This window comes from Aquirufa lenticrescens (assembly GCF_019916085.1).
Lineage (GTDB): Bacteria > Bacteroidota > Bacteroidia > Cytophagales > Spirosomataceae > Aquirufa > Aquirufa lenticrescens.
This window is the reverse complement of sequence record NZ_CP049834.1, coordinates 1423113-1442316: the sequence shown is the minus strand read 5'-3', so window position 1 is coordinate 1442316 and position 19204 is coordinate 1423113. Positions and strand designations below refer to the sequence as shown.

Below are 19204 nucleotides of genomic sequence, written 5' to 3'. Positions count from 1 at the left end.
ACAAAGTTAGGAATTCTTCCTTACTAAGTTTACATAATGCTTGAACAATTGACTGATATTCCGAATCTCTTGAAGCAAGCTAGATTCAGCACCTCCCCTAGCAAGTGGTAATACATGTTTGTATTTTCTATGTACGTGCAGTAAGGCTGTTAACCAGCCTAGGTGCAAATTACCTAAGGAGAAATGCTCCAGTAACACGTCCTGAATGACAGCAACTTTGTAGCCTTTTTCTTGAACAGCTAGGGATAAGTCCAAATCGTATCCATGAAATCCTGTTAAAGTCTGATCAAAATGGGATTCTGTCTTTTTTCTCAAAGCCATAAATACGCCATCGATCACTGCTACTTCCACTAATTTGCCCGCTTCAAATCCTTGATTTTGATCTTCGGTTTGGCCGCCGGGCTTATGTTGTAAAATTCGGATCAACTTATCGTTTTCTAAACAATCCCACCAAGCAGATGGAACAATCGTGTGGGTTTTGGACCCAGCCACACTAATTAAACCAAGAAATGGATCACTGTTAAAATGATCTAACAACGTTTTACCCCAATCTTGAGTGTGAAAAAGCACATCCTCGTGCAGAAATAAGCAAAATTCCCCACTACTTTTTTTTAAGCCAGATTCATAGGCTTGCGAAATCGATTCCGCGCCTGTTATAATATCAAGTTCGAACGGTATACCAATGGTCTGGTTGATATTAGCTACCAATTGATCGCATAATTCCTTATTCTTTGAACAGATAACGATGGATAGCATATTAATCTTTTTGGAGATGATCAATCCAGCGTTTGATTTGCGCGCTGAATACGTTTTCTGGCAGAATCACTAATTGATATACCACAAACCAAGCCAGCGAGAACACCCCTATCACCAGCAAACGCAATAATAGCGTAGGAACAAAAAGTTTGAACAAGAACACGATTCCCAAGTACGGAATCAGACCCAGTAACTGTTGTAAGAAGACCGTCGTGTAATTCGACAGCGAAATCTCTTTTCGCGTAAAGAAAACGAAGGCGATGCAAACGGCTAATTCCGTCAACAGAATCGTAATGGCCGCCCCTTCTTCTTTCAGCGTAGGGACTAAAAGGAACGCCAAAATTATACTGATAAACATCCCGATTAACGCAGAGATGAGAATGGATTTGTCCTTGCCTACCGCGCTGAGGATTTGGAAGCCAAAAATCCCCGACATACTGATGATCAAGATCAGCGGCGCGGTGATTTGCAGCGGTAAGATCGCCCGATCAAAGGCTGTTCCTAGCAAGATATGGATGATCTCAGGCGCACAGGTAACGATTCCTAAGACCAAAGGCATCGAAAGGCTTACGAGCACATAAAAACACTGCTTTACCATCACCACAAAAGCCTCTTTCTCCCCTTTGTGGTATAAACTCACGAGTCCTGGGAACATCGCCACCGAAATGGCGCTTAAAACGCCGATAAAAAGGCGGTTGAGTTTCAAGGCAGAGGAATAATACCCCACACTTTCATTGTCTGCTAGAAAACCTAATAATATCGTATCGAGCGAGAAATAAACGGAAATTGTGAAGATGGTTAAAAACAACAAAGCCATCGGTTTGATGTGTTTCTTTAACTCTAAACGCGCGAAAGAAAGACTCGAGAAGTCCAGTAAATCCCACAGCCTTTTTCCATTAAATGCTGCTAATATCACCGCTAATCCCACCTGCATCCGGAAATAATTCACGTAATCATAAGTATTTCGGATGAACAAGAAAACGGCAGCGATGAAGCAAAGCCGAATCATGAGGGAACGAATGGCAATGAATTTGAATTGGTTCATTCCGCTGAAGAACCATTCTAATTGGAATACTTGTAGGATAAAATAGCCCAGCGCCCAGGAGAAAAGGGATTTCTCTGCTGCTAATTGTGGAACAGCGATAATAAAAAAGAGGAAAACCAGACTTAGTAACAGCGTTCCTAGCGCATTGATGATAAAAATTTCGCTAAAAGTCTTTGTTAATAAAGTACGATCTGTGGCTGCCTTAGCCACTTCGCGCACCCCGTAAATCGGAATTCCCAAGGCGGCTAATAAAACAAAATACTTGGCAAAACTCTCCGCGAAATTTAAGACGCCTACGTGCTCTGGACCTAGCGTTCGCGCCAAATACGGAAACGTGATTAGCGGGAATAAAACCTGCGTAATCGCTAATATCACATTATAAAAGACATTTTTCCGGGTCTCCATTAGCGGTAACTCGCGTCCACGATTAGTTTATATAGGTTTCGAATCATCCGGGGAATACGTTGGATTTTATAGGCCAAAGGCACTCCGTGCACATAACGACGGTCTAACACGTGAAAATGAAAATCTGAGTCGAAATGCTGTGGATTTTCGGCGGCCATTTGGCGGCAAACGCCCTGCACATAGCGAATCTCTTCTAGGTTCGTCTTCCCGTTCGAGAACACTCGGTTATCCGTACGAATCGGACGTGCATGTTTCAATTGCACCCCATGTACTACCGCCGTTTTCGTCTTTCCTATTAGGCGTTGGATCGTAGGGATCAAATACACATCGAGTCCCGTACCAGAAATCGAATGCTTGAAATGAGGTCCAGCGGCTTGAAAAACTGCCTCGCTGTAAAATGGCGACATTATTTCCACCCACCACGTATCTTGAACTAAATAACCAGGCTTATGGATGAATTGGCGTAAATTATAATAGGAATCGTGGTTCAAGCTAGGCTGAAACACATCTAATTTCTCTAAAGATGCAATGAAAAAGAGCTTGTTCAGATCGGAAACAGAGATGATTTGATCATCATCTAGAAATCCGATGTAGTTCAACGGAGTTGAAACCAAAGATGCGTAAATATGCTGCATCACATCACCCTTGCATTCTGATTTGATAGATAGATAATGCGCTACGGGCATGGGAGCCTCCGTAATCGCACCACTGTAATCGTACAATAACCAATCGAAAGCGGGCTCCACATCGAAATGGATGTGGTCCATGGGGCTAGACTTGCCGTCCCAAGTAATCGCAACGATGGATTTAGGTGTACGCATATTTAACAAAAGTACGATTGTATCGTGTTTCGGCAATAGAAAATCATCCGAATTAATTCAGCGGTCAACAGATGTCTGCGACTCTCGCTTCGAATCAACGAATCAGAGGTACGCCAGGTCGAAATCACTTCCGGGACAATGGCACCCAAAGAAATCTCCGTAGGATCCACAAAACGCTTGTACATGTCTACCGGATAGGCAATCCGTGCTGTTTTTTGTAACAAATACTTCGCGGCTTTCGCGTTCAATGAATAGCCGTAAGCCCCATAAACGGACTTAATCAAGGGCTCCCCTACACCGTGTTGAGCCGTTGACTTCTTCAAACTAGCATAACCATTCCAAGCTCCCCAGAAAAATAAATCATATTTCTCTGCCGTTTCTGATTGCAAAAGTTCCGGCTTCAAGATTCGGCTGTCGGATTCTAGTACCAAGAAATGCTCCTCTGAACTTTCGCGCGCAATCAGCGACCACACCTTCCGATGGCTCAAAATCACCCCAATTTCGGTGGGCAATAATCCCTTACCAGTCCGCTCGTAAGATTTCTCTATCAGCGCTTCTACAAAAGGAACGTGCACTCGTGACGGAAATACTGGTTCCACAACTTCTAACGCAGGAAGCGCAGATCGCATAGCCTCCACATGGGCCTTTCGTTCCGTCTCGTGTTCCGCAAAAAGAACAAATGCGCGTTTAAACATGAGTGAATTGGCTGAACGTGCTGAAAGATCCAGAAGCTAAGGCGTCCGGCGTAAAGAAATCCTGCTTGCCCCCATCAGGGTATAGAATGAAATGGGGCTTGCGGCATAGATAGGCCAAATGCAAGGGCAATGAATCTGAAGTCACCACATAATCAGACGCTTGAATCAAGTCGATTAATTGCTCGAACGTAGTATAATCAGACCCGAACTGCGCTACTTGACCATCGATTCGCGCCAAAATCGAGGAAGGAATGACACGTTTAGGCAACCGCGCATCTGGCAAGATCAACACCTTGTCGCCATTCCTGACCAATCCCTGCGCAGGCAAACCATAGGCCGCATACACCGGTTGCCCTGTTTCGAAAATCGCCTTAAACGAGTGCCCCGTAAAGAAATTCAAAAGACCCAGTCGAGCGCTTTGTTCGACAAAATCGCTTGAACCTGGATTCGCGCGCACATATTGCTTGATTTTCGATAATTGACGAAATGTGTCACTACTGAAAAAAGTCTTATTCGTAAACAGATTTAATTGCGATCCTGTGATCCCAAAATCCACGAAGCCAATCGAAAGAGGCGAAATGCAGCCACGAGATATCAGCGCGTCATACAAGGGTTTCAAATGCAGAGAAGCTATGATCACATCGGTCGCAGCAAGGGCTTGCACCGCTATCGCAAAATCTCCGTAAGCGCGCAATAGAAACACCCGACGCATTATTTATCCGTATAAAGGTAGAGGCAAAGGAAGAATCCGACCAATAATCCAGCAAACAATCCAGCGAATCCTAAGAATACATAAGACTTGCGATCATCCATTAAAGGGAATTTAGGCACATCCAATAATTGAATCACTGGCGTCTGAGAAACCAAGGCGATGCGACTCATCTCTAAGTTTTTCGTTACTTCGGCATAGATACTGAAAACGATAGATTTATCACGAGAACTCACTTCCGCTGGAACTGACATCGATTTAAAGGCCACATTAGGATCTAGAATCTGGAAAGAAGCCGCATTGTATGACTTAGCATTTAAAACGCGCAATAAAGAATCTCCTCGCGCCTGCAAACGCTTCACATTCGCCGCTGCAGTGCTTGTCTTCACATTCACGTAATAGGTAGTAGTCTCTTTCAATAAACGCTCAGCGAAATTCTTCGAGAAGACTTGATTTTGAGAAACCGTTACGATTTTGAAGATGGAACCCTTCTTGTTCAAGCGATCTACAGACACGTTTTTCTTCGCGATTTGTTCGTACATCACATACAGTACCGAATCCTGATAAACGGAATGAGCAGGTGCCGCAGCAGAATCAGATAGAATAGTAAACGAAACCGGAGCCGGCAAACGCTCACCTAAACCCGAAAACTCCAAATACAAATCCGCTAAGGTCTTACCTGCGGAACCCGATATAGGCGTCAACAATACCTTCTCAATAATGACGCGGGACTTGATGATCTCTAAAATATTATCGCCCGTAAACAAGCTTGAACCACTTCCTAGGCTCCCTAAATCCAAACCCACTTGCGAAGCAATCCCCGCAAGGCCTCCGCCACCGGCAGATTTCTCTTCTAGGATAAACGTTGTAGACGCCGCGTAAGCCGGTTTTTGCATGGCACGGTAGATCAGTGGTAAAACAAGACCTACAACAGCGCACAAAGCGATCAACATAAATTGTGAACGCAAATAGCTAAAGAATCGTTTGATTGATTCGATCACATCTCCCAGCACGATAGTTTTCTTGTCTGCCATTATTTCACCGTGTTAATTAATGCGATAATTAAGCCTCCTAGTGAAGCTAGACCCGTTCCCATCGCGATATATTCTGGCGTAGAAATAGGACGCTTATCCTTCTTCGCTGGTACATATACCTCCGCGCCTGGCTCTAAGCTTGGATAAAAGCGGAATAATAGGAAACGTTTCGTTGTTTTAATCTCACCATTAGGACGCACCATGTAGGCGTAACGGCGGGCTGCATTAGGAGCGAACCAACCAGACTCTGAGATTAAACGACGGAATCCTAAACCACTGTGGTAGGCGATTTGGCGTGGAACATTCACTGCCCCAAAAGTCTGTACCGTCTGCGTTAGCTTAGGCACTTTGATTACGTCTCCTTCCTCTAAAATAATATCATACAATGACCCTGGCTTCTCCATTGCCTCGGCTAGACGAATGCCTACCGGTTTTTGATCCACCAACAAACCATTCACATTCGATGCGATTTTCGCCGTATCAGTAGCCGCAAATGAATTGCCCGAACTACGCTTCGATTGATTTGAAATCGTATTGATTTTTGAAGAGAACAACGCCTCATCCGCAGACGTTTGGTTCACTCGAGTCTTCCGCAATAAAATGGCACCCGTAGCATATCCCGTTTGCTTCAAACCACCTGAGCGAGCGATGATATCCGAAAGGCGCTCTTTATTTCCTGATAAGGTATAATTACCTGGATACAATACTTCTCCTTCTACCGAAACCGTGATTTGCGAACGATAAGAAGGTGATTTACGCACGGATACGATATCAAAAGGCTGTAACACGAAGTTCAAATCCTCCGCCTTAGCTGATCCTAAATCAATCGAATGAATGATTGAATAAGCTGTCGTATCAGATACAGAATTAGATAGCAAGCGGCGCGAAACCTCAATACGAGAACGCGATGCCCCTTCTTTAAAACCATCCGCTAACAGAATCAAATCTTGCACGCGCATGTTATCAGCAAAAGTGAACGTTGCTGGACGATTCACCTCGCCATTAATCGTTACAGAATAAGCCTCACGTAAACTTGTAATCGGATAAATGTGTATTTTATCTTCGCGCTGTAAGCGAATATCTGTCTTTCCAGAAAGCACGTCTTTCACATTGAACGGCAATACCGCTGGCGTTAAATCTGGATTCAAACGACTCAAAAGCGCACGATCTGTAAACGCATTTTCTTTCACACGAACCGCCGTTAATAAGTCTTTCAAATTAGAGAACTCGTTCAAGCCATATTCCCCTGGATAATACACCGCTCCATCGATAAAGGCACGATTCGTGAAGGTGTTTGCCAAAGCATCCACCACCAAGGTGTCTCCAGAATGTAATTGAAACGCTAAAAGACCATCAGACTTCACGGAGAAAACCTCGAAACCAGTCGCTCCCATTCGCTTCACGCGAATACGCTCCTTGAATGCATCATCTGCGAAACCTCCTGCATAACGTAAGATATCTGCTGCATTTTCGCCTTTCTTTACGTCGAATAATGCTTTCTTCTTCACCGCTCCACTCACCGCCACGCGTGACTCGTAAGTTCCTACGCGGATCACATCGTCGTCTTGTAAGATTCTATTTTTAGATAAATCGCCCTTTAACAAGAAGTCATATAAGTCTAAAGTCGTTATCGTTTTGCCATTACGTACTAATTCGATCTTGCGGAAAGAACCTAGATCAGATGGCCCGCCTGACGCATAAAGCGCATTCATCAAGGTAGAAAGGGAAGAAACAGAATAGTTTCCTGGCTTTTTCACTTCGCCCACCAATGTCACTCGAATAGAACGTAATTGGCCTAAAGAAACCATCACCTTGGTACTACCTCCAGCGATGGTCGTATAGATTTTAGAAGCGGACTCACGGATGCGAACTTGCGCCTCTTCGATGGATAAGCCGCTTACTTTAATAGGCCCTAGATTAGGGAAACGAATGTATCCCTCCGTGCTAACCTTAAGCTTTTTCGTGCTTTCACTTAAGCCATAAATATCCACAATCAGCTCATCTCCCACACCAATCGAATAATTACGCGGTGTCGAAATGGTTAAATTAGGCTCAAAGCTTAGGTTTTGGTTTTCAAAAATTTCGGATCCAAACACCCGCAGGCCTGAAGGTGCTGCAGAAGGTCCTGACATTTCAATCTTCTTGCGAGGGACCGTTACTTCATCCTTTGTCTTCGTCTTATAGGCATTAATGGAGGTCGCCGTTAAGGGATCCATCTCCGCGATACGGCGATTTAAAATGATGATTTGATCTGCTGGAAGACCTTTGGCCTTCATAATCTGCTCAATCTCCTCCGGCGCTCTTCCCTGCAATTGGTAGCGCACCATAATCTGCGCTAATTGCTGATCGCTGATGTTGTTAATGTCTACCGGAATCTCCTGGGCAAAAACGGGAATCGCCAAGATCAATAATATAAGTATGCGGAATGCTTTCATCTCAAATTTATTTAGGTCTAGTCCGAAGACAGAAAACCAGTCTACAAAATTACTATTTTATTTTATAAGATGTTTACTAATTTATTGAGTGGAGGATAAAAACAAAAAGCCCGCCTTCCAGCGAGCTTCTTTAATTAATAATCTAAAAGAATAGAATTTTATCTCTACTCTGAATTACCCTAGTAATTCTTTCAAATTCATCGTCTTAAAAAACACATAAATCAACGAAAAGAAAATACCCACAAACATAAACCCGATCGTAATCAAGCTACGCTTTGGACCATCCTTCTGAATCGCAACCTGCGCCGGTTCTAAGACCTTGAAAACAGGTGTCTCGCGGTGTAATTTTACTTTAGACTCTTCGTATTGCCCGCTGATGGTCGTATACAAATTATAGGCCATATCGACCTCATATTGCAATTTCTTCTCGCGGTCTTTCGCCACATTCATAAACAAGTTCATGTTTTGGTCGCGGTATGCACTTAATGTAAAAAGAGCTTGATCATAGCGCGCACGGGATTCTGACAAGCGCTTTTCTAAGAAGGTCAATTCTTGTCTCGCCTTCTGTGTGCGGTAATCCGTTACATATTTCGTTAAGTAGTGTTGTATTAGCGATGTGATATTCGCTGCTGCAACCGGATCCGTTAATTTAGTCGTAAGTGAAATGACCCCAGATTTTTTATCAATTTCGAGTACAATTGAAGCTCTTAATCTCATAATAGCTAGTTGTTCCTTTTTATTTAATTTGATTAAATCCGCAGAAAGGGCGCTAGATGGGACTTTGTCTAGTTTTACATCATAAACAATTTCATTTTCATCAGGATCGCCAAATAAATCTAAAGGAGCAGAATCCTGCTTCTCAGATAAAAAGTCCAAAACCGTTTGCCATTTCTTGTGCTTCGTACTGTAGATTTTTGCTTTCAATACTTCTTGCAACAAAGGAGCACTCTGAACGATGTTAGGGTATAAATCCGGACGGATAGCTTCGGCTCCCGTTGAACTTCCGCCTAAATCTACACCGGCTAAACCTGCTAAAGATTTTAAACCGCCCATTCCACCCGCACCACCGGATTTAGAATCCAATTCCGGTAATAGTTTCGCGTTAGAGCTATACTCGTTCGGTTGCGTTAGGGAATAAATTGCCCCTAATGCCGCAAAAAGTACAGCACAAGTAGCTATTAAAATCCGATACGACTTCAACGTACGGAAAATCTCACCAAAATTGATTGAAATTTCCCCGTTATCTTCTAATTGATTATTTTCTATCGTAGACATGGCGCTTATTTAGTCAAATTGTTGATGAGTGTCGTCAAAGTAAGCGCAACAGAAACTAAGGCAGATGATAAGCCAACGGCCTCAGCAGTAGTTAACCCCTTTTTAGTCGAGGGGAATTCAGGCACTACAATCTGCGACCCTGGAAGAACCTTCGGATTAATTCTAAAGAATAAGAATCGTCTTCTTTTCGTTGAAATACCATTTGGTGCTTTCACATATACGTTTCTCTTATCCGCATATTCTGTATATCCACCCGCTCCATCTAAATAGTCTTGCAGACTATATCCTTCTACGAAAGCAATCGCAATCGGATTTTGAACACCTCCGGATAGTTTAACTGTTTCTAACACACGAGGAATGACTAAACGGTCATTTTCCATGAGTAATAGGTTGTTTTTAGAAGCTGGGTTCTTCAAAATTTCAGAAAGTTTTACCCCCACTACGGTAGAATCGCGGTACAGAATGGCCCCATCTAAATAACCTTCCGGTTTTAGACCTCCCGCCTCAAAAATCAAATCTGCTATTTTTTGATCATCCTTAGGAATCGCATAACGACCTGGGAAATTGACCATACCTTCGATGGTAACCCCTCTTTGCACTTCATAATTAGGAGATCGACGTATGGAGATTATGTCAAATGGTTTCAGTTCATATTGACTTCCTTCGTTGCTGATATTTAAGCTACCATCGATATCGAACGTCTTCACTTGGATTTTCTCCTTCGTTGCATCGTCATTTCCGTGCGTAATCACACGACGAGATAATTCAATTTTAGAGTAACTAGCTGCTTCTTTAAAGCCTTTCGCCATCAGAATGATATCTGCCACCTTCATTCCGGTACGGAATTCGAAAATACCTGGTTTATTCACTTCACCAAAAATGCTGACCCTCTGGTATTCACGTAAAGAATCGAGTGAGTAGACCTTTAATGAATCCTCCCGGTGCAGCGCGATATCAGCTAACTCGCCTCTTAATACTTTTCCTAAGTCAAAGGAGATCATTTCCGGATCGTAGTTTTCTTTTCTACGAGAAATGGTTGCGCGATTTAAGAAGGCGTTTTCGCGAGGACCTTCAGCGCGTTTAATTAACTCTTTTACCGTTGTTAAGCCGTTTTCGATGGCGAAAACACCTGGTCTAAATACGGCGCCACTCACTGTTACGCGGTTTTCGTAGCGTTCGATGATTTTTCCTACCGAAATCGAATCTCCATTTTGAGGCTGGAAAGTCACCACTTCATCTTGTGTAATGTTTAATAATTTCAACTCACGCGAAGTATTTCTGCGTACGTTTAGAGAGTACGTATAGGCTTTATCTGTGAATCCTCCCGCATAGCGAAGGATGTCTTTTAATGTCTCTCCTTTTACGGCCTCGAAAACCATAGGGCGTCTTACTTCGCCGGCTAATTCGACGTGAGAGTCAAAATCCCCTACGCGGATGATATCTTGGTCCTTTAATTGGATGTTGTCTTTTTGATCTGCTTTTAATAAGAAATCGTATAAGTCTAGCGTGCGAACAACTTTGTTGTTTCTAATTACACGAATGCTTCTGTATGAACCATTTTCATTAGGTCCTCCTGCTAGGTATAAAGCGTTGAATACGGTTGCCAAAGAAGAGATGGTATATGAACCCGGGTTCTCCACTTCCCCTACTAGAGTCACTTTGATACTGCGTACATTTCCTAAGGTGATAATAGCCGACGATCCGCTACCAGGGCGATTCAATCCTTGGTATAATTGTCTCAAGCGACTCACGATACGAGCAGATGCAGCCTCGACGTTTAATCCATTTACATAAATAGGACTCAAGTTTAGAATCTTAACTGTCCCTTCTGGACTCACCGTAACGGTGTAGTTATCCATTACTTCGCCAAAGATGTCGATATTCAACTCATCATCTGGTCCCAGCGTATAGTTCAAAGGAGTCGCGATACGTAAATCGGGTTCGAAGTTTAATTTTTTGTTATTGAAAAGGTTAGCACCGTAGATCTTTTTCTTAGGCAACAGGGTAGAATCAATCATTTCCTCTTCCTCCATCGAAACATCTTCTATGTCTTCTGCATCGGCATTTTTAGTCCCTTTTTTCGTGCTCAATTTACCCGAAACCGTTCTTTTTGAAGAAGTTTTTGATTTCGATGTGGACGTTTTCTCCTTTGTTTTCGTATCTCCTATCTGCGTCAAACGGCTACGCATTTTTGCTATATCTGCTGAGGTATATCCTTGCGCTTTGGCTGCTTTTTCTAGTTGTGCTTCGGTCATACCGCTAGATTGGGCACGCTCGAAGAAAGTAGAGATCTCTTCGTCACTCAGGTCTTCGACTTTACGTTTTACCTGTGAATAGGCAGCGTGAACCAGGACTAGGAAAGAAAGGGTCAAAAGAATTCGACTGAATAATTTCATACTAAATTATTATGATACGTGTATAGTTAAGCAAATTTAACTAAAATTTAGGAGAAGAGATGATTTAGCCCCTAAGATCAACCGATTTTTATTTAATGGTAATCTGTAAGTGCATTTAAAACAAAAAAGCCCGCCAATCAGCGAGCTTCTCTTGAAAAACTAATTCCAGATCAATGAGCCATTCCCTTACTAAAAAGCACTGAAGTAAAAGTCTTAAACATAATCATTAAATCAAACCCATCTGATGCGTTCCAAATACTCTTTCTTCAACGCCACCTTAGCCCCAATAGAGATCTCGTCCGCCCGTTAATCTGTGCCTAGCGTGATCCCTAGCTTCAGTTTGTCTACCCCTGCTGCGACTCGTAAGGCCATTAAATCGTCTTGGTTATACAAGGCCGGTCTGGGCCCCACGAATGCCATTTCTACTTTGATGATATTGATGAGGTTTGGTAATTCGTCCAAACTCAATTTCCGAAATGCCCCTACTTACTCGCAATAAAGTAGGATGCGGGATTTTCTAATAAATGTGTCAAGGCATTTTATAACTGATTTATGAAAATGTAATTTCCTTTATTCGACACGACCTTCCCTATTCGTAACAATATTATTTGCGCCGGGAGGAGGCATTGGTACTAAATTTTCCTTTCTAGAAGCAATTTGTAAAATCAATGAATTAGCCTTACAATTTCTTAATATTTCAACAAGATTTACTAATGCTTTTTCTTTAGACACAATTGCGACGATCGTTAAAAAAATCAATTTTACATCTAAAAGAAAACTTCTATTTTCGATATAAAATATCCCTAACATACTTTTACCAGGGCGTATTAATTGATTGTATGCGATATCAGGATCAATTTGATCCTTTAATATATCACCTTCATCTGAGAAAACGATAGAAGAGAAATCAGTTATTCCAGGCTTGACAGATAATAATTTTTTTTCTTCTAGAGTGTAAAGATCTGTTTCTCTTTTGACATTAGGCCTTGGACCCACTAAACTCATATCACCTAACAAAACATTCCAAAGTTGCGTCAATTCATCAAGTTTATATTTTCTTATAAATCTTCCTACTCCTGTAATACGTTTGTCATTAGAAGAAGTAGAATCTACACCTGATTTATCTGCATTAACTATCATGGATCTAAGCTTGAACATCTTAAAAAGTCTTTCTTTCTTACCTACCCTAGGAGCAATATAAAATGGAGAATGCCAATCTTGAATCCAAACTAAAAACATAACAGGTATTAATATTGGCGACGCCAATACTAGTCCTAAGAATGCGCATGTAAAATCAAATATTCTTTTCATTTTTATTTAACTAATTCAATAATTGTTTCAACAATTTGTTCTTCTTTGATATAATATAATTGCTCTAATGCCTTACTTGTTGGAGCAGGAGCATCGGGTAAAGTGATTCTCTTTGGCGAGCTTTTCAAGGAATCCAAATTTACTTTCTCCATAATTGAAGCAATTATTTCAGAGGCTATTCCACAAGAACTCCAATCTCCATCAACAACCAAAAGTCTGCCCGTTTTATTTACTGATTTAATAATTTCTTCCAACTTGAGAGGATTCAAAACTCTTAAATCAAAAAAATCAGATTTTATCCCTTGTGTGTTTTCGAGATATTCACAAGCTTTTTCACATAGCAGTGAGGTATAGCTGACCCCAACAACAGTTATATTATCTCCTTCTCTAAGTTTTTGAGGTAATACATCGTTCAGATCAATAATTTCAATTTCTGTGTATTCTTCTTCTTTTTCATATAGCCAACGATCATCTAAGAATACAACTGGATCATTTGATAACACACTTGATATCATTAGATTTCTTGCGTCTTTAGCAGTATATGGCATTACTACTTTTAGCCCTGGTATATGAGCGAACCAACTATGTAAAGATTGTGAATGTTGAGCACCTTGTTCTCCGCCTCTATTGATAATGGCTCTGAATGTTGCAGGTGCAGTAGAATTCCCTCCAAACATGTGACGCCATTTTGCCGCTTGTGTAACAATTTGATCTACCGCAAGTAACATAAAGTCAACTCTTGGATGTACAATCATTGGTCTGTAGCCACAAATTGATGCTCCCACAGTTGCTCCGGTTGTTGCCAATTCTGAAACAGGACAATCAATAACTCTATCTTTACCAAATTTCTTATCTAGATCAGTCATTGTAGCACCTACATACCAAGGACTCCACAAACCTTGACCAATTATAAAAAAGTCTTGATGATTTGTTAATAAGTACTCGTACGCCTCTAATATGCCCGCTGCATATGTTGTTGTTTTCATCGTCTAAGAATAAACTTGTGTTATTAAAAATTCATTTTGGGGGAATGATGCAAGTTCAGCCTTTTCCCAATCGGAATTAATTTTATTTTGAATTTCATTATTCAGATTCTGACATTCACTTTCAGTTAAAATACCTTCGTGAATAAGAGAATCTGCTAATCTTTTTATAGGATCCCTTTTTTTCCAAGCGTCTAATTGAGCGCCGCGTTTAACACCTACATCTATATCATCTCTATGCCCTACATGGCCTTTCCATCTGTATGTATAAGCCTCAAGATAATATGGAGTATTTGAACTCCTCATTGATTCAATTTCAGATTTTAACAACTTATACATACCTACAACATCATTTCCATCCACGGTGCTGTAATTAATATGATGAGCTCTCGCAAATCTAGAAGTGGAGTTAGACGGCTGTCTTAAATCAATGTGTAAATGGCTTGCAAAAAGATTGTTTTCACAAACATATAGAACTGGAAGATTCATTATTGATGCCATGTTTAAAGACTCGTGCAACACACCCTCTTCACAAGCACCATCTCCAAAATAGCTAATTGATATATCCCCAGCCTTATCCATTTTGGCAGCTAATGCAGCCCCCGTTGCAATTGGAATTGTTGCTCCAACAATTGGAACTGACCCTTTAAATCCATTATCATTATCGACAATGTGCATAGATCCACCCATACCATGAGAACAACCATCATATTTGCCAAGTACTTCTGCAAACAAAGAATATGTATTTTCATTTAACGCTAAAAAATGAGAATGAGATCTATGAGCTCCAAAAGCACGGTCAGACTTTCTCATTACTAATGAAACTGCCACCCCTATAGCTTCTTGACCTATGCCTAAATGACAGGGACATTTTATTTTACCAGATTCAACATGCTCTGAAAGTTTTTCTTCTGCTTTTCTAATTAGCACCATTTTTCTGAGCATATCAACAAGCATGGACTTTTCGATACCCTTAATGTCAATCCTGTCCCTAAACTTTAATGGATCAATTAATTCATTTACTTCTTGTTTCATTAATTATAAAATTTTACAATTTGTTCACAAACATATTCTATGTCATCATTTGTCAATGCTGTATTCATTGGGATCATCAAACATTTAGTAAACATTTCTTCAGTGTATGGAAGTCCAACACCAGTGAACCCTAAACTCGTTATTGAATGTACTGGCTGTCCGCTCCATTGAATTAAAGTACCAATACCATTATCTTTAAGATGTTGCTTAAGTTCATCCCTTTTTAGGGCTTCTATTTCATAGTTTTGATAAACATCATAATAATCCGAACTTGAATTTGGAGCCGGCGGAAGTTGGAGTTGTGGTAAATGCCCTAATCTATCTTGATACATTTGTGCTATTTCCCTTCTTCTTTCAATCTCCTTTGAATAAAATGTAAGCTTAAAATCAAGTATTGCCGCTTGCAAATTATCTAACCTTGAATTAAATCCCCACATTACAAAAACACCATCATCATTTCTTCCGTGGTCCCTATATAACATGACTTTTTCATACATATCTTTATCGTTAGTCACAAAACCTCCTGCATCTCCAAAGCTACCTAAATTCTTAGCAGGGTAAAAACTAATTGTTCCACCTTTATCAAACGTTCCAACACCATTGCCTTTAAATTTGGCCCCTAATCCTTGTGCTGCATCTTCTAGCACAATCAGGTTATATTCACGTGCGATTTTCATTAATTCGTCCATGTCACAACATCTACCATTGACTTGTGTAGGTAAAATTGCTTTAGTCTTCGAAGTGATTAATTTTCTTACTGAATCAGGATCAATCATATGATCTTCTTTACAATCAGCAGGAACTGGAATTGCCCCTACAAAATGAATTGAAGCTGCTGTTGCAATGTACGTATGAGAAGCAAAAATCACCTCGTCTCCTTTTCCAATGCCTGCAGCCATCAATGCAATCCATATTGCATCTGTACCATTTGCTAAACCAACCGCATACTTTGTTCCTGCAAACTTTGCTAGATTTTCTTCAAAATCTTGTAAATCTTTTTGAAGTATATAAGCACCCCTGTAGCCTACATCCTTAAAAATTCTTATAAAATCTTCTTCATGGGATTTAAATAAATGAGGGTAATTAAAAAACGGAACATTTTTCATAATCTTAATTTTATTAAATTTATTATATCTTTTTATTAATTATTTTTCAACCCTTATAACAACTTTAAACGCGAATTTTTTGAGCTTTGGAAACAAATAATCCATTTTAGACACTATCCTTTCAACTTTATTATCATCAAAAAATATTTTCAAAACTGGACAAATAAAAACAAATGTCCTGAAATAGCTCACTTTAATGTCTTTGAATAATTCGTCTACTCTTTTTAATAATTTAATATTGGGCATTCTTTTCAAAGTACTCAATGATCTCCTCTTTTTTAAATAATGATAAAATCTATTAAGCCTGTAAAAATATTATGATTAAATGAATCTACACAAATGAAAACACCACCAGGTATTAAAACTCTTTTAACTTTGGATAAAAATACCTCATGATTCAAATAGGAAAGACTCCCAATGCAAGTTACAAGATCAAAAGAATTATCTTCAAATGGTAAATCTTCAACATCACATGTTCTAAATTCAACATCAAGACTTAATTCATTAGCACGTTTTTCCGCAATTAGTATACTATTTTCAGCATAATCTAATGCAATCACATTTGCACCGTAAAAAGCTGCAGTAAAAGAGTGCACTCCATCCCCACAACACAAATCAAGTTGTTTAATCTTTTTTTTCTGACCTACAAACTCTGCAATCAAACTTTCGTAATGAACATATGGAGCTTGTAAATAGGCAGGATAAGCTAGACTGCCCAAATTTGAAGTAGTCCCAAAAGATGAATTAAGCTTTTCTTTTGAAGAAGAATTATACCTATTCTGTTCAATCAACTTATCTTCTAATTCCATTAATTATCTTTTAGTTTTTCCTGACTATAAAAAGAAATGCAATTTTCAATATGACCCAAATAGCTTTTATATACAGCGTTAGAGTCAAAGTAATTTTTATATATGTTACTACTATTTTCTTTGAGTTTTAATACATCAAATTTATTCTCAATTGCTGATCTTAATATAGACAAAAGGGACTCCGCGTTATCGTAATTAAATCCAATTTTGTGCTTAGAAATTAAACAACCTAATTCGCTGTCTTTTAAGGAATTTAATATAGGTAGCCCCCCAGACATATATTCAATAGATTTTCCTGGAATTGCATTTAAGTAATTTTCTTTAGCCAAAAATGCACACAACCCAAAATCAGATTTTTGCATTAGCGAGCCAATTTGTGATGCTGATACAAATCCTGGGAAAATAACATTATGAAATTCTTGGGTTCTATTAATTAAATCATTTAGCTTATCTCCAGAACCACAAATCACAAATTCAACTGGTAGGGTAAGATTGTGCGCCATTGCTATACAAGATAAAATTGTATCCCAATCACTTTGATATCCAATAGCACCGAAAAAACAAACCCTTAATTTAGGGTGTTTAGAAAGTATTTTATCCCAATATACATTTGCATTTCCTAATTCCTTTTCATCGAACTGATTTTTTAAATACCCTAATGGAAAAACAGAATCAAATTGATTTTTTTTCCTTTTTGCCTTATTTAAACCTATTGTCAAAAAACTATCTGTCACACCTATTATGCCTGTTGCATTCTTAAATATATTATCTACTTTTCTAATTAGAGGATAAAATAAAAATTTTCCAATAAATTTTAACTGCTTTGGGATTAAATCTATATAGACTTCAGGCCATAAATCCCGATAGTCAATCAAAATTGGAATATTATTTTTTTTGGCAAAAATTAATGCAGATTCGCATAACCCAATTGTTGGAAACGACGCAACTATAATATCTGGCTTATCTTCGATTAGAATATATTTTTTGAAGATCTCATTAATTTTGGCATGATCATTTACTCTATCTATTGAAACATTTTTTTTATACCCTCCTCCATTAATTGCTATCATTTTTAAGTTGGCCCCAACTCTGTAATCAGTTGTTTTTTCAAACATTTGCTCTTTAGTAAAATGATTAAAAGTTGAAGTCCACCAAATTACATCTATATCCTTTCTATTTTCTAAAATAAATTTAGAGAGTATCCCTGTTCTGTGTAATCTCAATTTATTGTTTGGATGGAATATTGGCTCCCCGATTGTAACTAACCAAATTTTCATTACTTTAATTTAGATTTGTAAAATTCTTTAATGCAGTTTACAACATATGAAATAGATTCAGAATCTAATTCAGGGTACATGGGTAAAGATATAATTTCTTCATGGTGTTTAATTGAATTCGGTATTAATCCAGGATCTGTATTCAAATATGCATAGGCAGGTAATAATGGAAGTGGATTAGGGTAGTGAATTGCTGTTTCAACACCTTTTGAATTCAAATATGAAACAAGTTCATTTCTTTCTTTCACTCTAATTACATACAAATGAAATGTATGAAAAGAGTTTTCTCTAATTTTAGGGATTTGAACTGAATCTATATCCTTAAGTAAGGAATTATAAATCATAGCATTATTATTTCGCTTTTGATTCCACGAATTTAAATGAGGTAACTTAACACTTAAAATAGCGGCTTGTATACCATCCAACCTACTATTTATCCCTTCTATTTTATGCTCGTGTTTCTTTAATGCACCATGATTCGCAAACATCCTACATTTATTACTTAGGTCATTATCATTAGTTAAAATACAGCCGGCATCACCATAGGCCCCCAAATTTTTCCCAGGATAAAAACTAAATGTGGAAGCGTTACCAAAAGAACCCACATATTTACCATTCAACATCGAAAAATGCGATTGTGCACAATCCTCAACTACAAATAGATTATAAGTAGACGCAATTTTCATAATTTTGTCCATATCTGCCGCTTGGCCATACAAATGAACTGGTATAATCGCTTTTGTCTTTTTGGTAATCGCCGCTTCAATTTTATTAGAATCAATAGTATAATAATCATCTATATCTACGAATACAGGAGTGGCCCCTGTTTGAGAAATAGTTTCAGAAGTAGAAATCCAACTTGATGCAGTAGTAATTACTTCATCACCAATACCAATACCCAACATTTTAAGAGCTATATAAATTGCATCCGTTCCGTTGGCAACTGAAACACACTCTGTAACCTTATACAAGGCTTTAAATTCTTCTTCAAATTTTTTAGGGTATTTGCCTCCGACAAATGCCAATTCATCAATAACGCCTAACACTGCACTGTCAATTTCACTTTTTAATGAAAGGTACTGTGTCTTTAAGTCTGCAAATTTTACTTTCAT

At 39.2% G+C, this 19204-nt stretch carries 17 protein-coding genes; all 17 read right to left on the bottom strand.

Annotated elements, in window-relative coordinates; translation table 11 throughout:
- Nucleotides 1–6 precede the first annotated feature (6 nt).
- The 17 genes from G9X62_RS06545 to G9X62_RS06465 all read right to left on the bottom strand — a co-directional run bounded on the left by G9X62_RS06545 (nt 7) and on the right by G9X62_RS06465 (nt 19204).
- Nucleotides 7–756 carry a glycosyltransferase gene (locus G9X62_RS06545; RefSeq protein WP_223129942.1) on the bottom strand — a complete coding sequence of 250 codons (750 nt, stop codon included), beginning with the start codon at nt 754–756 and terminating at the stop codon, nt 7–9.
- 1 nt (nt 757) lies between these two features.
- Nucleotides 758–2206, bottom strand: coding sequence for a flippase (locus G9X62_RS06540; RefSeq protein ID WP_223129941.1), 1449 nt, complete (start codon nt 2204–2206; stop codon nt 758–760).
- Nucleotides 2206–3027 carry a hypothetical protein gene (locus G9X62_RS06535; RefSeq protein WP_223129940.1) on the bottom strand — a complete coding sequence of 274 codons (822 nt, stop codon included), beginning with the start codon at nt 3025–3027 and terminating at the stop codon, nt 2206–2208. Before G9X62_RS06535 ends, G9X62_RS06540 begins: the two co-directional genes overlap by 1 nt.
- A gap of 2 nt (nt 3028–3029) precedes the next feature.
- Nucleotides 3030–3722 carry a glycosyltransferase family 25 protein gene (locus G9X62_RS06530; protein WP_223129939.1) on the bottom strand — a complete coding sequence of 231 codons (693 nt, stop codon included), beginning with the start codon at nt 3720–3722 and terminating at the stop codon, nt 3030–3032.
- Entirely contained in the window at nt 3715–4434 is a 720-nt protein-coding gene (locus tag G9X62_RS06525; RefSeq protein ID WP_223129938.1) for a hypothetical protein, read from the bottom strand. The genes G9X62_RS06530 and G9X62_RS06525 overlap by 8 nt, the downstream gene beginning before the upstream one ends.
- On the bottom strand, nt 4434–5465 hold the full coding sequence (locus tag G9X62_RS06520; RefSeq protein WP_223129937.1) for a Wzz/FepE/Etk N-terminal domain-containing protein: 1032 nt from the start codon (nt 5463–5465) through the stop codon (nt 4434–4436). The genes G9X62_RS06525 and G9X62_RS06520 overlap by 1 nt, the downstream gene beginning before the upstream one ends.
- Nucleotides 5465–7900: an SLBB domain-containing protein gene (locus G9X62_RS06515; protein ID WP_223129936.1), complete on the bottom strand. Its 2436-nt coding sequence runs from the start codon at nt 7898–7900 to the stop codon at nt 5465–5467. Before G9X62_RS06515 ends, G9X62_RS06520 begins: the two co-directional genes overlap by 1 nt.
- A gap of 174 nt (nt 7901–8074) precedes the next feature.
- A complete protein-coding gene (locus tag G9X62_RS06510) occupies nt 8075–9175 on the bottom strand; it encodes a Wzz/FepE/Etk N-terminal domain-containing protein (RefSeq protein WP_223129935.1) in 1101 nt (366 codons plus the stop codon).
- Between the two features lie 5 nt (nt 9176–9180).
- Entirely contained in the window at nt 9181–11571 is a 2391-nt protein-coding gene (locus G9X62_RS06505; protein ID WP_223129934.1) for an SLBB domain-containing protein, read from the bottom strand.
- A gap of 306 nt (nt 11572–11877) precedes the next feature.
- Complete coding sequence (locus G9X62_RS11270; protein ID WP_223129933.1) at nt 11878–12039, bottom strand: sugar transferase; 162 nt, start codon at nt 12037–12039, stop codon at nt 11878–11880.
- Between the two features lie 102 nt (nt 12040–12141).
- Nucleotides 12142–12882 carry a sugar transferase gene (locus tag G9X62_RS06495; RefSeq protein ID WP_223129932.1) on the bottom strand — a complete coding sequence of 247 codons (741 nt, stop codon included), beginning with the start codon at nt 12880–12882 and terminating at the stop codon, nt 12142–12144.
- A 2-nt stretch (nt 12883–12884) separates the two neighbouring features.
- On the bottom strand, nt 12885–13868 hold the full coding sequence (locus tag G9X62_RS06490) for an alpha-ketoacid dehydrogenase subunit beta (protein WP_223129931.1): 984 nt from the start codon (nt 13866–13868) through the stop codon (nt 12885–12887).
- A 3-nt stretch (nt 13869–13871) separates the two neighbouring features.
- Nucleotides 13872–14900 (bottom strand): thiamine pyrophosphate-dependent dehydrogenase E1 component subunit alpha, encoded by a 1029-nt coding sequence (locus tag G9X62_RS06485; RefSeq protein WP_223129930.1) that lies wholly within the window; start codon nt 14898–14900, stop codon nt 13872–13874.
- Complete coding sequence (locus G9X62_RS06480) at nt 14900–16006, bottom strand: DegT/DnrJ/EryC1/StrS family aminotransferase (RefSeq protein WP_223129929.1); 1107 nt, start codon at nt 16004–16006, stop codon at nt 14900–14902. The genes G9X62_RS06485 and G9X62_RS06480 overlap by 1 nt, the downstream gene beginning before the upstream one ends.
- A gap of 278 nt (nt 16007–16284) precedes the next feature.
- Complete coding sequence (locus tag G9X62_RS06475; protein WP_223129928.1) at nt 16285–16815, bottom strand: class I SAM-dependent methyltransferase; 531 nt, start codon at nt 16813–16815, stop codon at nt 16285–16287.
- Nucleotides 16815–18092, bottom strand: a complete 1278-nt coding sequence (locus G9X62_RS06470; RefSeq protein ID WP_223129927.1) for a glycosyltransferase — start codon at nt 18090–18092, stop codon at nt 16815–16817. Before G9X62_RS06470 ends, G9X62_RS06475 begins: the two co-directional genes overlap by 1 nt.
- Nucleotides 18092–19204 carry a DegT/DnrJ/EryC1/StrS family aminotransferase gene (locus tag G9X62_RS06465; protein WP_223129926.1) on the bottom strand — a complete coding sequence of 371 codons (1113 nt, stop codon included), beginning with the start codon at nt 19202–19204 and terminating at the stop codon, nt 18092–18094. The genes G9X62_RS06470 and G9X62_RS06465 overlap by 1 nt, the downstream gene beginning before the upstream one ends.

Excerpts from the sequence above, each read along its gene's own strand:
- G9X62_RS06545 (WP_223129942.1), bottom strand. The coding sequence starts at position 756 with ATGCTATCCATCGTTATCTGTTCAAAGAATAAGGAATTATGCGATCAA.
- G9X62_RS06540 (WP_223129941.1), bottom strand. The coding sequence starts at position 2,206 with ATGGAGACCCGGAAAAATGTCTTTTATAATGTGATATTAGCGATTACG.
- G9X62_RS06535 (WP_223129940.1), bottom strand. The coding sequence starts at position 3,027 with ATGCGTACACCTAAATCCATCGTTGCGATTACTTGGGACGGCAAGTCT.
- G9X62_RS06530 (WP_223129939.1), bottom strand. The coding sequence starts at position 3,722 with ATGTTTAAACGCGCATTTGTTCTTTTTGCGGAACACGAGACGGAACGA.
- G9X62_RS06525 (WP_223129938.1), bottom strand. The coding sequence starts at position 4,434 with ATGCGTCGGGTGTTTCTATTGCGCGCTTACGGAGATTTTGCGATAGCG.
- G9X62_RS06520 (WP_223129937.1), bottom strand. The coding sequence starts at position 5,465 with ATGGCAGACAAGAAAACTATCGTGCTGGGAGATGTGATCGAATCAATC.
- G9X62_RS06515 (WP_223129936.1), bottom strand. The coding sequence starts at position 7,900 with ATGAAAGCATTCCGCATACTTATATTATTGATCTTGGCGATTCCCGTT.
- G9X62_RS06510 (WP_223129935.1), bottom strand. The coding sequence starts at position 9,175 with ATGTCTACGATAGAAAATAATCAATTAGAAGATAACGGGGAAATTTCA.
- G9X62_RS06505 (WP_223129934.1), bottom strand. The coding sequence starts at position 11,571 with ATGAAATTATTCAGTCGAATTCTTTTGACCCTTTCTTTCCTAGTCCTG.
- G9X62_RS06495 (WP_223129932.1), bottom strand. The coding sequence starts at position 12,882 with ATGAAAAGAATATTTGATTTTACATGCGCATTCTTAGGACTAGTATTG.
- G9X62_RS06490 (WP_223129931.1), bottom strand. The coding sequence starts at position 13,868 with ATGAAAACAACAACATATGCAGCGGGCATATTAGAGGCGTACGAGTAC.
- G9X62_RS06485 (WP_223129930.1), bottom strand. The coding sequence starts at position 14,900 with ATGAAACAAGAAGTAAATGAATTAATTGATCCATTAAAGTTTAGGGAC.
- G9X62_RS06480 (WP_223129929.1), bottom strand. The coding sequence starts at position 16,006 with ATGAAAAATGTTCCGTTTTTTAATTACCCTCATTTATTTAAATCCCAT.
- G9X62_RS06475 (WP_223129928.1), bottom strand. The coding sequence starts at position 16,815 with ATGGAATTAGAAGATAAGTTGATTGAACAGAATAGGTATAATTCTTCT.
- G9X62_RS06470 (WP_223129927.1), bottom strand. The coding sequence starts at position 18,092 with ATGAAAATTTGGTTAGTTACAATCGGGGAGCCAATATTCCATCCAAAC.
- G9X62_RS06465 (WP_223129926.1), bottom strand. The coding sequence starts at position 19,204 with ATGAAAGTAAAATTTGCAGACTTAAAGACACAGTACCTTTCATTAAAA.